Annotated in this window: 14 protein-coding genes; 5 read left to right on the top strand and 9 right to left on the bottom strand. The window is 49.4% G+C overall.

Annotation, left to right across the window (positions count from 1 at the left end):
- Window positions 1-67 precede the first annotated feature (67 nt).
- The 6 genes from H8L47_RS02555 to H8L47_RS02530 form a co-directional block, all read right to left on the bottom strand.
- Window positions 68-553: a cache domain-containing protein gene (locus H8L47_RS02555; protein WP_186951659.1), complete on the bottom strand. Its 486-nt coding sequence runs from the start codon at window positions 551-553 to the stop codon at window positions 68-70.
- A 513-nt stretch (window positions 554-1066) separates the two neighbouring features.
- Window positions 1067-2371, bottom strand: a complete 1305-nt coding sequence (locus H8L47_RS02550) for an MFS transporter (protein ID WP_186951658.1) — start codon at window positions 2369-2371, stop codon at window positions 1067-1069.
- A 10-nt stretch (window positions 2372-2381) separates the two neighbouring features.
- Window positions 2382-3425, bottom strand: a complete 1044-nt coding sequence (locus H8L47_RS02545; RefSeq protein WP_186951657.1) for a MerR family transcriptional regulator — start codon at window positions 3423-3425, stop codon at window positions 2382-2384.
- A 99-nt stretch (window positions 3426-3524) separates the two neighbouring features.
- Window positions 3525-3938, bottom strand: coding sequence for a DoxX family protein (locus H8L47_RS02540; RefSeq protein WP_186951656.1), 414 nt, complete (start codon window positions 3936-3938; stop codon window positions 3525-3527).
- A 151-nt stretch (window positions 3939-4089) separates the two neighbouring features.
- Complete coding sequence (hslO, locus tag H8L47_RS02535; RefSeq protein ID WP_186951655.1) at window positions 4090-5016, bottom strand: Hsp33 family molecular chaperone HslO; 927 nt, start codon at window positions 5014-5016, stop codon at window positions 4090-4092.
- Window positions 5017-5029: 13 nt separating this feature from the next.
- The gene (locus H8L47_RS02530) at window positions 5030-5554 is read right to left on the bottom strand and encodes a gamma carbonic anhydrase family protein (protein WP_186951654.1); all 525 of its coding nucleotides are present in this window, start codon (window positions 5552-5554) and stop codon (window positions 5030-5032) included.
- A 97-nt stretch (window positions 5555-5651) separates the two neighbouring features.
- Between H8L47_RS02530 and H8L47_RS02525 the strand changes: the two genes are divergently transcribed.
- A complete protein-coding gene (locus H8L47_RS02525; RefSeq protein ID WP_186951653.1) occupies window positions 5652-6458 on the top strand; it encodes a ferritin-like domain-containing protein in 807 nt (268 codons plus the stop codon).
- A gap of 18 nt (window positions 6459-6476) precedes the next feature.
- On the opposite strand, the gene H8L47_RS02520 is transcribed toward H8L47_RS02525, so the two are convergent.
- The gene (locus H8L47_RS02520) at window positions 6477-7097 is read right to left on the bottom strand and encodes a GIN domain-containing protein (protein ID WP_186951652.1); all 621 of its coding nucleotides are present in this window, start codon (window positions 7095-7097) and stop codon (window positions 6477-6479) included.
- Between the two features lie 144 nt (window positions 7098-7241).
- Entirely contained in the window at window positions 7242-7775 is a 534-nt protein-coding gene (locus tag H8L47_RS02515) for a GNAT family N-acetyltransferase (protein WP_186951651.1), read from the bottom strand.
- 188 nt (window positions 7776-7963) lie between these two features.
- Here H8L47_RS02515 and H8L47_RS02510 point away from each other — a divergent pair, with 188 nt between their 5' ends.
- Entirely contained in the window at window positions 7964-8506 is a 543-nt protein-coding gene (locus H8L47_RS02510; protein WP_186951650.1) for a flagella assembly protein FlgT middle domain-containing protein, read from the top strand.
- On the opposite strand, the gene H8L47_RS02505 is transcribed toward H8L47_RS02510, so the two are convergent.
- Entirely contained in the window at window positions 8478-10241 is a 1764-nt protein-coding gene (locus H8L47_RS02505; RefSeq protein WP_186951649.1) for an acyl-CoA synthetase, read from the bottom strand. The genes H8L47_RS02510 and H8L47_RS02505 overlap by 29 nt on opposite strands.
- Before the next feature lie 139 nt (window positions 10242-10380).
- Here H8L47_RS02505 and H8L47_RS02500 point away from each other — a divergent pair, with 139 nt between their 5' ends.
- From H8L47_RS02500 to H8L47_RS02490, 3 genes are all read left to right on the top strand, one after another.
- On the top strand, window positions 10381-11274 hold the full coding sequence (locus H8L47_RS02500) for an alpha/beta fold hydrolase (RefSeq protein WP_186951648.1): 894 nt from the start codon (window positions 10381-10383) through the stop codon (window positions 11272-11274).
- Between the two features lie 97 nt (window positions 11275-11371).
- Entirely contained in the window at window positions 11372-12625 is a 1254-nt protein-coding gene (locus tag H8L47_RS02495; protein WP_186951647.1) for a cystathionine gamma-synthase family protein, read from the top strand.
- Between the two features lie 119 nt (window positions 12626-12744).
- Window positions 12745-15243, top strand: a complete 2499-nt coding sequence (locus tag H8L47_RS02490) for an ABC transporter permease (protein ID WP_186951646.1) — start codon at window positions 12745-12747, stop codon at window positions 15241-15243.
- The last annotated feature ends 39 nt before the right edge of the window (window positions 15244-15282 follow it).

The raw sequence follows: 15282 nt of genomic DNA, 5'->3' as shown, positions 1-15282 counted from the left end.
AAGCTCAAACCTGAACAAAGAGGAAGTTTTTGGACTTCCCCTTTTTAAAGATGTACCAAGCTTTATCTTAATAGTATATTCCAGTTCCCAGGCAGAAATCTTGTCCAGGAACTCTCTCTACATATCCTTTTTTCTTTTCCAAATCCTTGGTAACAGGATTGGGCCAGCGATAGGCAACCCATGCTTTGCCGTTAGCGAAACATTTTTCTGCCATCTCCTTGATCAGGTAAACACCATCCTGATCACGCATGTCCAGCATGGTCTTACCCACAATCTTTGGATTTTTACCGTGGACAGCCTGGTAACCTTTTTGATCAAGTGTATATAAATACAAGTCGCCTTTTTTATTGATATCGCTGGCAGTATTGAAGGGGCTGTCCAGTTTGTTAAATTCAGCAATGGACTTTTCAACACCATTCTTTTTGATGTATTCCTGCGCTTTTTGAATCAAAGCGACGGCTTCTGCTTCCGTACTTCTTTCTGCAGCGCTTGCGAAGTTAGGTGATGTACCGACAATTAATCCCAAAGCAAATACGAGGCTTGTCTTTTTCATGGGTGTCTCCCTGATTTGAAGCTGGTTAAAGAACTATGAAACCGGGTTTGTCAAATGCTGAACAGGAAATGCTTATAATGGGGTTGAAGTACCTTGCTAATACAGGGTACTACTGCATGCAATCACAACGATACAAATTAATTGCCCAGTGTTTATATGATAGAGCCAAACTTTGAAAAGTTAAGTTAAATGGAAATAAATTGCTATTGAAATTCACTCGATTTAACATTGAATTTATTGATTTTTTGTGAAACTGAATGGCAAAGTAATCAATGAATTGGAGGCAATTGATACTTGACTTAGGGATTGCAGAAAAGCTGGATATCTTCCTGATGCTGCATGCAGAGTGGGGTAATCCGATAATGATTTATATCCATTGTAGTTGTTGAAGGGCTTTGTTGCGCAAGGATTTGGTCTTGATGCCTCGCGCAAACATATTGCTGATACTTCTACAGGTGTTACTCAGGTCTTGACGTAGCACATACCGTCAGCCTGATTTAATTTAATTGTTTTTTATGCAGCTAAGTGCTTGTCCGTCACCTTAACGATAGGGCTGATTTGTGTTGCCATGATGACGATCAGGATCAACAGGCTGCCACTGCCCATGAATAATTGCGGAATAGTGATACCGCGCAGTAGCCAGCCAGTGAATGCCGCCGAAACTGGCCCTATGCCCATGAAGATAAACATGAACATACTCATGGCACGGCCTATCATATTCGGTGGCACCTGTTTTTGTACCCAGGTAAATACTGCCACATGTAAAAAGCCACCCAATATGCCTACGCTTAATAGTATTACGGCACCTTGCCAACTGGCGCTTATCAGGCCCATGGGTATAAACAAAATACCGACAATAAAATCGACCAGCAAGATAGTGCGTCCCAGATTACCGAAACGCAGATTGGGTTTCATGCCTGCCAGAGCCATGCCTAATAGCGTACCTGCACCGTGTGAACCTGCCAGCAAGCCCAGCGCGCTGGCGCTATTGCTGAGTTGATTTGCCATGACAGGTAAGGCGATCTGTATCGGCCCCATAATGAAGAAGGCGATCGCTGCCCAATAGATAAAGCAACTGCGCAACTGTTTCTCATTCCAGCAATAACGCAAGCCTTCTGTCAGTGATTGCAGCAGAGCTGGTTTATGTCCGGCAGGGCCAGGGGGCATAGTCATGTTGTTCATCCCGACCTTGCTCAGTGTCCAGGCAGAAAAAGCATATGTGAAGCAATCAAAGAAGAAAGCCGCTGCCAACCCTTGCGCATCGTTGATCATCCCTTGCTCATGCGTGCCAAACAGAGCAATCAGCAAGCCTGCCAGTACAGGGCCTATGAACATGGTCAACTGGCGCACACTCAACATGATGCCATTTGCAGATTGCAACTGCGCTGGTGCGACTACCCGTGGCAACATGGAAGTACCTGAAGGGATGCTGAAGGCTGTCGAGATTCCCAGGCCCAAGGCCAGGGCATACACCATCCATAATTCCAGCTTGCCGTAAAAAATCAGGGCACTCAATATACCCAGCAGCATTGTGTTGATGTACTTTGTCTGCATCATCACTATCTTGGGGGAGTAGCGGTCAACGACTGCACCACCCAGCAATATCAACAATGCGCGTGGGACGCTGATCAGGGCAAGTACGATGCCAAGTATCAAGGTGTCACCAGTCATTTTCAATACCAGCCAGGGCAGGGCAATCAAAGTGAACTGATCACCCAGCATGGAGATTGCACCGCCGCCTATCATCCACAGGAAATTACTGTCCTTGAATATGCCTTTGGGCGTATTGTCGGTTTTGTGTGTATTTACATCGTTCATTTAGTTTTCCTTATGGCTTCAGAGGATGGCTTTTTTCCAGAAAGGCCAGTCCCTGGCGGGCATAGACAATTAAAGCCGGCGTCAGTCCGCCACCTATACTTAGTTCTGGTTCATTTTCGTGGATGCTTCTGACTTTGAGCATGGTAGGCAAATGATTGCCCCATGCGTCCATGAATAAAGTGCGCCACTTGATTAAAGATGCTTGTACATCGGGATGTTCAGGTGGTAGGCTCATTGCCATTTTTTGTCTTACTTCTGCAAAAACATGTGTCCAGGTTTCGTTATTCTTAAAGAAGGATTTGCGGAAATACTGCAGCTCTTCTTCATTCAGATATTTGCTGTAAATGTCATACCTGACTTCGATTGATGCCTTGGTAATAAAGTCCATCATTTCATCATCGACACCACTTAAGGATTGCAAAGATGGCTCTTTTCTATGCATCTGGGTAAATTTGCTAAGTAGTGCGGGATCAGGCATTAATGTGCTCATGGCGCGCACCCACTCCCTGGCCAGTTGCTTGGCTCTAGGGTCACTCGGTGGTATTTTCTGATCCAGTAAAACTCGCCCTGCCTGGACAAAAGGAGGCATATGCGTGTCAACATTGCTTTGCGCCTGCACCTCTAGTTCACGCAAGCGCAAAATTTCATCACGGCTGAAATATTTGCCAATCAGGCTCATCATTTCCAGCGTAGACAACCAGTATTCAAGATTGGGTTCGTTATTGGTTTTCAGTAAGCCTGACAATTCTTGCAGCCTGTCGCGCAATTCCATGCTTTGGGCTATCTGCTGGTCCAAACCAGAAATCTGCTCGTCTATCACGCAGTGCAAGTCATTGCCAGCACCATTGATGACATCGCCAACTTCTGCCAGCGACAAATCGAGGCGGCGCAGGGCTTGAATGTGATGCAGGCGTTTGATATCTGCCCTGTCGTACAGACGATAACCCGCTTCAGAGCGCACAGATGGCTTGAGCAAGCCGATTTTGTCGTAATGATGCAGTGTGCGTATAGTCAGGCCAGTGCGGCTGGCCAGTTCGCCGATTTTCAATAACATACCTGATCTCCTTCAGTCAGGCAGACTATAAAGCCTCACCTAATGTCAGGGTCAAAGGATTTTTGAAAATATTTTTGCCAATCTGCGTATTTGTCTTTTTTATCTTTTCTCTGGCCAGTATGCCCACATTACCCCAAGCAGGCTGCTCAGCAGGATAAAGCCCCATTCCATGCCACCTTGACCAGGGCCAACGACATACCAGCCATATTGGGCGTGGACATGAATTAATCCAAAGCAAATCACGACGATATGACCTAGGCATGCAGGCACGACCAGGCGATTGGCCAGCAACGCCAGGCTGCAGGCAGTTTGTAGCAGCAAGACCAGCCATGCCAGGGAAGTGCCAAAGGGATAGCCCAGGGAAGTCAGGAATTCGCCAAATCGCGGAATGTTTTCTATATGGGTGTAACCATGCAGGGGATGCATCAAAATAATGAGAGCGACACCTATGCGTACCATATCCATGCCGCGATTGAGGTTGGCTGGATTTGTTTTATACCATTGCTGAATCATGGAAAGTCTCCTGAAAAATGGGCTCTCAACAATGGCAGAGAATAAAACTTGGCAATGACTTGTGTGATCGATTCGTCTTGCAGAGTGATGAATTCAAGACAGACCTTGGCGGAAGAGGGCTGGTGATGCTGGATCACCAGGCCAGTAGAAATTAATGCTTGATTTCAGGGGCAGGTAATGTGCCTTCTGTCAGTGTGCTGGCAACGAACAATTGCGCGCAATCCACCTTGTCGAAACCATAGTGCTTGCCACAGAAATCGCAATTGATATCCAGCGTACCAAGGTCAGCGATGGCAGATTGTATTTCGTCTTCGCCCAGCATTCTCAACATGTCGCCGACTTTTTCACGTGTGCAATTGCACTGGAATTGCGGATGCAAAGGGTCGAATACACGTATGGTTTCTTCCCAGAACAGGCGGTGCATGAGTATGTCTATCCCAGTGCTCAGCAGTTCCGGCCGCTTCAGGGTATCGCCCAGCATGACGGCATGGTTCCAGGCTTCGGTTTCATCCTCCACCTGAGCTTCCGCACCGCCGGTTTTAGGTAGTTTTTGTAATAACATGCCGCGCGCGACCTTATCATCAGCAGCCAGCCACAGCTTGGTGTCGAGTTGCTCAGAGCGCTGCATATAGTTTTCTATGACAGTTGCGATGCTGTCGCCATCCAGTGGTACGATGCCCTGGTAAGCCTGTTGACCCGGCAATTTATTATTCGGGTCCAGCGTGATCACAAATCGTCCTTTGCCATGGGAATGGATTAAGTCTGTCAGGCTGGCATCATCTGCAATGTCGGCATGCTCGCTGAGTTTGGCAGTGGCGCGCATTTTCAATTCAGCATCGCATTCAACCACCAGCAATTTGACAGGGCCATCTCCATGAATTTGCATGATCATGGTGCCATCAAACTTCAGGTTGGCTGACAGCAGCGCAGATGCGGCCATCAACTCGCCCAATATGGTTTGTACAGCTGCAGGATAAGTCTTGCGTGCCAGGGTTTGTTGCCAGGTGTGAGTCAGTTCGACCATTTCGCCACGTACACCGGCATGTTCGAACATGAATTTTTGTAAGGTATCAGTCATTATTATCGCTAAATCAGTCTATGCGTTTGAGTTGAGTTTTAAAGGCTTGCCCGCGCTTGACATAGGTATTGGCATTGCGCTGCAGGCCAGCAATATCTGCTTCGCTGAGTGTCCTGACTACTTTGGCGGGTGAGCCTATGATGAGGGAGTTATCAGGAAATTCCTTGCCTTCTGTGACAAGCGCGCCAGCGCCAACCAGGCAGTTCTTGCCGATCTTTGCGCCATTCAGTACTACAGCCTGTATGCCTATCAATGATCCATCACCAACGGTACAGCCATGCAGCATGGACTGGTGGCCAACAGTGACATTTTTGCCTATCACCATCGGGTAACCAGGATCAGTGTGTAAAATACTGCCTTCCTGGACATTGCTGTTTTCACTGATGGTAATCAATTCATTGTCGCCGCGTATGGTGACATCAAACCAGATGCTGGCATTGGCTTCTATCCTGACTTTGCCTATGATGTTGGCACTGTCTGCGATATAGGCGGACGCATCTATTTCTGGAGCTAGGTCACCAAATTGGTAAATAGGCATGATTATTCCGTAAAATGGCGCATTATTTATAACGCATTATTGGGTAGAGCCCGTATTGTAAACCCCAGCGGGTTTGCTTGCCCGACTTTGCCCATCTATGAAAGATAAAGTTATTAATGAGTTAAGAGCATGCGCATTGGCTGCAGTGCTGGAACCAGATCCTCAACGCAAATGTGAAGCTATCCATGCAATTTCCAAGGAGTCCTTACTGGATGTCGCTGCCGAATTTACAGAGCCTGAAGGAATCCCCGGGCGTTTGAGCAAGCCTGAGTTAGTGCCGCCAGCTAAGGTAGGCCGTCGCGCCATGAATACGGTTGAAGGCAGAGCAGTGCTCATTCATGCACTGGCACATATAGAACTGAATGCAGTCAATCTGGCGGCAGACATCATCTGGCGCTTTGCCGGCATGCCCGCACAGTTTTATCTCGATTGGTTGCAAGTAGTTAAAGAGGAGGCCTATCACTTCCAATTGCTGGTTGGACATTTGCGTAGCCAGGGCTTTGCTTATGGAGATTTCCCGGCGCACAACAGCATGTGGGAGATGGCGGAGAAAACCAAGGGCGATCTGTTAGCCCGCCTTGCTTTAGTGCCGCGCACACTTGAAGCGCGTGGCCTGGATGCTACGCCTGCCGTCATGGCCAAGCTGGCGCAGGCAGGTGACCAGGCAGCTACCGATATTTTGGCGATTATCCTGCGCGACGAAATTGGCCATGTCGCCATTGGCAATTTTTGGTATAAGAAGCTGTGCGCAGAACAGGGTCTGGATATTATTTCGACGTATGCCGAGATGACCCGTAAATACAACGCACCGCCAGTGCGGGGGCCTTTTGACCTGGAAGGCAGACGGGCAGCAGGTTTCGATGAGGATGAACTGCGAGCCTTGCAGGCCGCTGCAAACGCCTAGTTTGGTAGGGAGCTGTGTTTAATCACCGGCACGTACCGAACCTATGCCTTCCACAGATTTGCTGACATTGCGTGGGTGGCCGTAGTAGGTGAGGCTGCCTATGCCTTGTACAGATGCATTCAGGCTATCGCGTGCATTGACTGAAACCGAACCCACACCTTCGATGCGGGCATCCACCTGTTCGGCGATCAAGTCCTTGGTTTCTACCAGGCCCACACCTTCGGCACGCAAGGTGAATGACTTCACCTTGCCGTTTGCCACCAACAATCCGGCACCTTCATAAGACAAGGCAAAGTGCGGGCCAGAAAGATTGTTCAGTACGGTTTTGCCAGCACCTTCCATCTTGAATTTGCTCAATTCTGGAATACTGATAATGACCTGGGAATTGTCACTGATTTTGACTGAGTTTTTTTCTTTATATGAAATCACCAGTTCATCGCCGATGACCTCGGTAGTGACATTATTGATAAACCTCTCACTGCCTTTGATTTGTACAGACTGGGTTTTACCGACCTCAACTACCAGACTGAAAGCACTACGGGTCTTGATGGATTTAAATGTGGGCAAGTTACGAGTTTGCTCATCGGCGAAAGCAGTAGAACTGAGCAGCAGGGCAGATATCAACAATAAACGGCGCATGAATGTCTCCAAAGGTAAGTGTGCTGCACTCGCTCCGGTCTAAATATCTCTAAAAGCGTGTGCAGATGATTCAGTATTACCAATTTTATCTGCACCTGCGCTCGCTTTGCGATGAACTGCAAAATTCTGGGGCTGAGCCGTCATTCAGACAGGCCGCACTGTATTCAGCTTTTCATAGTGCAGCATGTCCATCCAGATGCCATTTCTGAGCACGGAGGCATGGGAATGACCAAATTCATCAAAGCCACATTTACGCATGATGGCCTGAGATGGCAGATTGTCGATAATCACTACCGCTTCTATCCGGTTGAGCTTGAATTCTTTAAATGCTTGTTCCACTACCGCATTGACTGCAGCAGTAGCATAACCATGGCCACCGTGGCGCTGGCTGAAGCGGTAGCCCAGGAACGCCTTGTGGTATTGGTCTTGCTCGACGCCGCGCAGGGTGATGCGACCTACAACTTCGTTTCCCACCCAGGCAAGGTAGTGATATTCGCGCTTGGCACTGGCCAGGTATTGCGCCTGCTCCAGGCTGGAACGTACTTCTTGCAAGGAATAGAAATCATCGCCACGGCTTGCTATCCATTCTTCAAAGTGATTACGATTTTCCTGCTCAAAGGCTAAGACGGCGCTTGCATCATCAGCTTTGACCAGCGCAATAGTCAGGGTGGAATTCATTATTCTGTTTCATCAAGTCAGGTTGGGAATCTGCTGATTGTAATGGATGCTTAAAGTTGTTGCTAATGCTGTCGTAATCAAAGCTAATCATTCCTGAAAAGAACAAAATGACAGGCTTTAGCTCAATGGTAAACCGGATCGCGTTAATTTTACTCGGCGCATGCTTTTCTGCGCACTCCACTGCACAAATGACTGATCCCGGTTTGCCGCCCAATAAGGCATTGGTATTGACAGGCTTTGCTGTCAACAAACCTGTGCAAGTACTTGATATTGATGATGCGGCCCAGGGTTTTCCCAAGGCTATTGCCCGCAGGTTGATTCGGGAGCGGCAAGTTCAGGTTCGCACCTCCCCTGATCTATTGTCGTTTGACTGGCAGCAGGATGCCCCGCCAGCGAAGCTCTTGCAGCAACTTGGGCAAACGTTTGGCAGTCGCTACATTGTCTCCGGCGAGATCCGCAATGCAGGTACTAAAATAGATAGCAATCTGTTCGGTCTGACGCAAAAAAGAACACGTGCCATAGAACTGGATGTGCGTATCTATGACGCACGCTCTGGTCAACTGCTGGTGCAGCAAGAATTTTCCACGACGGTTTCTGGCAACGTGAGCATAGGGCGCGAGCATGTTTTTGATGGCGCAGCTTTTAACAGCACGCTTTACGGCAAGACCATTAGCGATATGCTTGACCAGGTTGCCAACCTGGTCAATGCGACGGTGTTGGCGCAACACTGACGCTGTCTGAATTTTGCGTTGCGCGTTCTTGTTCTCGCAGTCTTAATATACGGCGCTGTACTTTTCCAGTAGTGGTCATGGGCAGGGCATCAATGAACTCTATCTCTTTGGGATATTCATACGGTGCCAGTTTTCCACGCACATGGTTCTGTAATTCTTTGACCAGAGCATCATCACCCTGATAGCCCTGGCTCAGTACCACATAGGCTTTGACCAGGTTGCCGCGCTCTTTGTCAGGTTTGGGCACCACAGCCACATTTGCTACTGCCGCATGTTTGACCAGGCAATTTTCGATTTCTGAGGGGCCAATGCGGTAACCAGCAGCTTTGAACATGTCGTCTGCCCGGCCCTGGTACCAAAGATAGCCATCATCATCACGAGTGGCCAGATCACCAGTTCTGCACCAGTCGCCTGTGAATTTATTGCGAGTGGCTTCGTCGTTTTTCCAGTAACCCAGAAAGAACACGGGATCTAGGTGACCATAGGCATCATAACGACTCATGGCAACTTCGCCAATATCGCCATTTTCTACCTCATTACCATCATCATCGATGATAGCAACTTTGTGCCCTGGATACGGTCTCCCCATGCTGCCAGGTTTGGCTGGCCACAGTTGGTGGCTGTTGCCGACGATGTAGTTCATTTCAGTCTGGCCAAACATCTCATTTGGAATGATGTGCAGTGCTTGTTCGCACCAGTTGAAGACTGCATCACCAACGGCTTCGCCCGCAGTCATGATCGCGCGCAGTGAAAGCTTGTATTTTTCCCTCGGTTGCGCTTCCGCCTTCATCATCATTTTCAAGGCAGTTGGGAAAAGGAAGGTATTGGTGATCTTGTATTTTTCCAGCAGATAGTAGGCAGTGTCCGCAGAAAAGCGCCCTTGGTAGCCGACGATGGGTTTGCCAAAATACAGGGTAGGCAATAGGGCATCCATCAAGCCGCCGGTCCAGGCCCAATCCGCTGGCGACCAAAATACATCTTCGTCTTGCGGGAACCAGTTTTGCGAAGCCACAAAGCCTGTCAGGTTACCGATAATTGCTGAGTGTGGTATTAGCGCACCTTTGGGTGCACCGGTAGTGCCGCTGGTGTATATCAGGACGGCCGGATCACTGGAGCGGGTATCGGCAATGTGGGAAGTGACAGGCATGTTGGGTACATGTGTTTCCCAGTCTATGCAGGGCGGCATGTCGTTGCTGGCAGTGCAATCCAGACTAATGACAGTTTTCAGGTCGGGACAGCGGTCGCGAATTTCTTCAAATGCCTTTATTCCACTGTCGTCCAGGATGATGGCGATGGACTGACTATGTTGCAGCCTATATTCGAGTGCATCAGGCCCGAACAAAAAAGACAAGGGCATGACGATGGCGCCAATTTGTAGGCAAGCCATGATGGCGATTGCCGTTTCTGGTCTTTGTGGCAAGATGCAAGCTACTACGTCACCACGTTGTATGCCTTCCTGCAAGAATAGATTGGCGAGTTGATTGGCTTGTTCATGCAACTGCTGATAAGTCAGGCGGCGGCTGTTACCTTCGCTGTCTTCATACAGTATGGCCGCCTTCTTTGCATGTTTGTGATTTGCCGCCCAGCGGTGACAGCAAGCTTCTGCGATATTGAAATTGCTGGGCACATCCCATCTGAATTCATGGTAAAGCTGCTCATAATGGTCAACTTGATCAGTTCGGTCAGCTTTTGTATTGTTTTTAGTCTTGTCTTTGAGTTTGTTCAACTGCTTCATCCTGTCTCCGTTATAATAATCGAACGGTCGTGCTATTGTGTTGTTGTATTGCTAGGCCGCATTGCTCTCATGCTACTTGATAATCCGCTGTGCAGGCTGGCGTTTGCCTGTATTTACAGATGAAAAATATTAAATTTTTATGAATTCTCTATTCAAGCCTTCACGCACATCCTTTCTTGATATCCGTGGCCTGCAATACCATGTGCGCAGTTGGGGGCGGGAAGATGCACCCAAGATCATCATGCTGCATGGCTGGATGGACGTGTCCGCTTCTTTTCAGTTTGTCGTTGATTGTCTGAAACAAGATTGGCAAGTGCTCGCGCCTGACTGGCGCGGCTTTGGATTGACAGAGTCACCCAAGGTAGATACTTACTGGTTCCCGGATTATCTGGGTGACCTCGATGCATTGCTAAGGCATATATCGCCGAATGAACCCGTGAACCTGCTTGGCCACAGCATGGGCGCGAACGTTGCTGGCCTGTATGCAGGCGTGCGCCCTGAGCGTGTGCGCAAGTTTATTAATCTGGAAGGCTTTGGCATGCCAGTCACCCATCCCAAGCAGGCGCCAGGGCGCTACAGGAAATGGCTGGATGAGCTGGAAAGTCAGGCCAGCTTGCGCACTTACGCCTCGCAGACAGAAGTAGCCGCCCGTTTGCAAAAAACCAATCCACGCTTGTCGGATGAAAGAGCAGCATTTCTTTCTGCTCATTGGGCTAGGGAAACCAGCCCCGGTTGCTGGGAGATTTTGGGTGATCCGGCTCACAAGCAAACTAGTCCGCTGCTGTACAGAGTGGAAGAGGTCATGGCCTGTTGGCAAAAAATCACTGCGCCAGTGTTGTGGATGGAGGCAGATGACACCAATGTCTGGCACTGGATGGGGCCAAAAGAAGAGGCGCGTGTGGAAATAGACAGGCGGCTCGCGTACATTCCGCAATTGAAAAAGGAAATGATCATGGATGCCGGGCATATGCTGCATCATGATCAGCCTGAGAAATTGGCCGAGTTGATTGAGACTTTCTTGCTCAAGGAGTGATTCAGCTAGTCTTGCTGCCCCTGTGCCAAAATGAAAAAGCGAGTTCTGGGTTAAACTCCCAGAACTCGCTTTTATTTTATATTCATATCCCGGCACTATGAGCACGACACCTAAACCACCCCAATACGGTTTTACTACCACTATCCTGCATAGCGACAGACAAAAAGACATAGAGCATGGCTCTATCCATAAGCCTATCCATACATCGGTCATGTATGGATATCGTGACGCACGTGATCTGGCTGCCGTGTTCCAGAATAAACAATCTGGCTACCGCTATGGTCGCCAGGGCAATCCCACCGTGTCGGCGTTGGAAGAGAAAATCAGCAAGATGGAAGGTGGACTGGGCACGATTGCCTTCGCAACCGGCATGGCTGCCATCGGCGCAGTGTTCCAGGCATTATTGCGTCAGGGCGATCATGTGGTGTCATCGTCATTCTTGTTTGGCAATACCAACAGTCTGTGGCAAACCGTTGCTGGGCAGGGTGTCAATGTGTCCCTGGTAGATGCTACTGATGTTGCCCATGTTGCTGCTGCACTGACGCCAGCGACCCGCATGGTATTTGTAGAGACCATCGCCAACCCACGTACACAAATCGCTGATTTGAAAAAAATAGGTGAGCTATGCCTTGAAAAAGGCATCCTGTTTGTGGTTGATAACACCATGACTTCGCCTTATCTGTTTCAGCCCAAAGCTGTGTATGCAGGCTTGGTTGTCAATTCCCTCACTAAATCCATCGCAGGACATGGCAATGTACTGGGTGGTGCCTTGACGGATACTGGTTTGTTTGACTGGAGCCTGTTTCCAAATATTGCAGCCAATTTCCGCAAACAGCCTTCACACATGCAAGGCTTGGCACAAATCAGGGCAAAAGCCTTGCGCGATTTCGGCGCTTCCATTTCACCAGAGGCTGCACATCAGGTCGCGGTAGGGGCAGAAACGATAGCACTGCGTCAGGAAAGGGAATGCACGAATGCAATGGCGCTGGCAAAAATGCTCGCAGCCGATCCGCGCGTGGCAGTGGTGCATTACCCCGGCTTGCCAGATCATCCGCAGCATGACCTGGCGACGGATTTGTTTTCGGCATATGGGGCCCTGTTCAGCTTTGAGCTAAAGCCAGAGATTGATTGTTTCGATTACCTGAACCGCTTGAAGCTCGCAATCAATGCAACGCATCTTGGTGACACCCGTACCCTTGTGATTCCGGTTGCGCACACCATTTTCTTTGAGATGGGGGCAGAACGCCGGGCCGAGATGGGGATAGCGGATTCCCTGATACGCGTTTCGGTCGGCATAGAAGATACTCAGGATTTGCTGGATGATTTTGCGAATGCGCTGGCATCTGAGTAAAAAACCACGGCAATCTTTGAACTAAAAACTGTTTTGCAGCACTACTGTATGTTGGCGCCAAGTGGCGCTGTGTTTTGCATGTGTTTCGATTATTTTATTTCTGTATTGACAAGGCAACTATGTTTAAACTCTCTCTCAGTATGACGATGCGTGACTGGCGTGCTGGTGAGCTGCGCTTTTTACTGATTGCCTTGATGATTGCCGTGGCCTCCCTGGCCTCGGTAGGTTTTTTTACGGACAGGATGCGCAGCGGCCTCAACCGTGATGCGCATCAATTGCTGGGTGCTGACTTGCTGGTCGCTGCTGACCAGCCTATCAAGCCAGAATGGCGACAAGAAGCAGAAAAGCGCGGCTTAAAGACAGCGGAAACTGTAGTCTTTCCCTCCATGGCATTGGCAGGTGAGGGTGATGAAGCTGTATCCCGCCTGGTATCTTTAAAGGCAGTGAGTGCAGATTACCCCTTGCGTGGCAAGTTGAAGTTGAACAAGGGTGAAGTAGAAGTTCCTACCGATGTCGTCCCGCAGACTGGCACAGTGTGGGTAGATCCTGCCTTGCTGTCGGCCTTGAATTTGAATGTTGGCCAAAAAATCAAACTGGGCGAACTGCAATTGACAGTAACCCAGACCATAGGCACGGAGCCAGACCGTGGTGCCGGTTTCATGAATTTTGCGCCGCGTGCCATGATATCGCTGACGGATATACCCGCCAGCAAGCTGATACAAAATGGTTCACGCGTAACTTACCGCTTACTCATGGCTGGTGATGCCAAGCTTATCGCTACCTATCAAAAAGAGTTGCAGGGAAAAATAGAGGGCGAGAAGTTGAAAGGCGTACGCCTCGAATCGTTGGCTGCAGGGCGGCCAGAAATGCGTGCCACGCTGGACAGGGCAGATCAATTCCTGTCGCTGGTGAGTCTGTTGTCAGCCATGCTGGCTGCAGTTGCGATTGCCATGGCGGCACGGCGTTTCATGTTGCGCCATCTGGATGCCTGCGCCATGTTGCGTTGCCTCGGGCTGACGCAAAACCAGGTCATGTCTATGTATCTGATTGAATTCCTGATTCTGGGGTTGCTGGGTAGTATCGCTGGTGTGCTGCTGGGTTACGCAGGCCATTATGTTTTACTGGAATGGTTGGGTAAGCTGGTCGCTAAGGACTTGCCTGACGCGAATTTCTTGCCTGCTTTGCAGGGCATCGCCACAGGCTTGTTGTTACTGGTTGGATTTGCCTTGCCACCTATTTTGCAATTGCGTAATGTGCCGCATAACCGCGTCATACGACGTGAGCAAGAAGCACCCAAGGCAATGACGTTGGTAACTTATGCCTGCGGTCTTGGGATGTTCGTGGCTTTGTTGCTTTGGCAAACGGCTGATATCAAGTTGGGCTTGATGACTGCGGCTGGCTTTCTGGCTGGCTTGCTGGTATTCGCGTTGGTTGCATGGCTGGGTATGTTTGCACTCAAACGCATGCGTACATTATTTGCACATTCTGCCTGGCGTTTTGCCATTACTGCCTTGCAAAGGCGACCTGGCGCGACTGTGATACAAGTCGTCTCACTGGCACTGGGCTTGATGGCCTTATTGTTATTGACTGTGGTACGCGGCGACCTGATCACGGCGTGGAAAAAAGCGACGCCAGCAGATGCACCGAATCAGTTTGTCATCAATATACAGCCAGATCAAAAAGAAAATATTACTAAACAGTTGGATGCATTTGGCAAGCCCCAGATTTATCCAATGATACGTGGGCGCTTGATTGCATTGAATGACAAGCAGATCACTGGCGACACCTATATAGAAGACCAGGCCAAGCGCATGGTAGACAGGGAATTCAATTTGTCGACCATGGCCGATATGCCTGCACTGAACAAGATCACTGCGGGTCGTTGGTATGACGATGGCAAGGCAACAGAAGCCGAGGCTTCTGTGGAGGAGGGGATAGCAAAGACCTTGAAATTAAAGCTGGGCGACAAGATGACTTTCGATATCGCCGGGCAGCAAGTGACTGCTACCATCACCAGTCTGCGCAAGCTGGACTGGGGTTCTATGCGGGTGAATTTCTTTGTCATCATCAACCCAAAGGCGATGGTGGATATGCCGCAGACATGGATTACGGCTTTCCGTTTGCCTGAAAAAGATAAAACCTTCGTCAATCACCTGATGCGTGATTTTCCTAATCTGACGGTGGTGGATGTCGGCGCCATGATCAAGCAAATGCAGGACGTGCTGGATCAGGTGATTACGGCAGTAGAATTCTTGTTCATGTTCACGCTTGCTTCGGGCGTGCTGGTGCTGTATGCAGCGCTGGCGGGTTCGCAAGACGTGCGCATGCGTGAAGCTGCACTCTTGCGCGCCCTCGGTGCAACCCGCAAGCAATTATCACAGGCGCAGTGGATAGAGTTTTTGCTGATAGGCGGCTTGTCCGGCGTATTGGCGGCATCAGGTGCGTCTGCCATCGGCTGGGCATTGGCACGTTTCAGTTTCAATTTTGATTGGACTTTCTCGCCACTGGTCTGGCTGGCAGGCTTGATTGTCGGTGCAACTTGCGCCGTGATAGGTGGCTGGCTGGGCTTGCGCAATGTGTTGAACCAACCACCTTTGCAAAGCCTGCGTGAGACTTGATAGCAGGGCGGCTACTGAATTAATTTAAAAGGATTTATT

Source organism: Undibacterium umbellatum, from assembly GCF_014284125.1.
GTDB classification, from domain to species: Bacteria; Pseudomonadota; Gammaproteobacteria; order Burkholderiales; family Burkholderiaceae_D; genus Undibacterium; species Undibacterium umbellatum.
The sequence above is the reverse complement of the archived record's forward strand: the minus strand, read 5'-3'. Positions and strand labels throughout refer to the sequence as shown.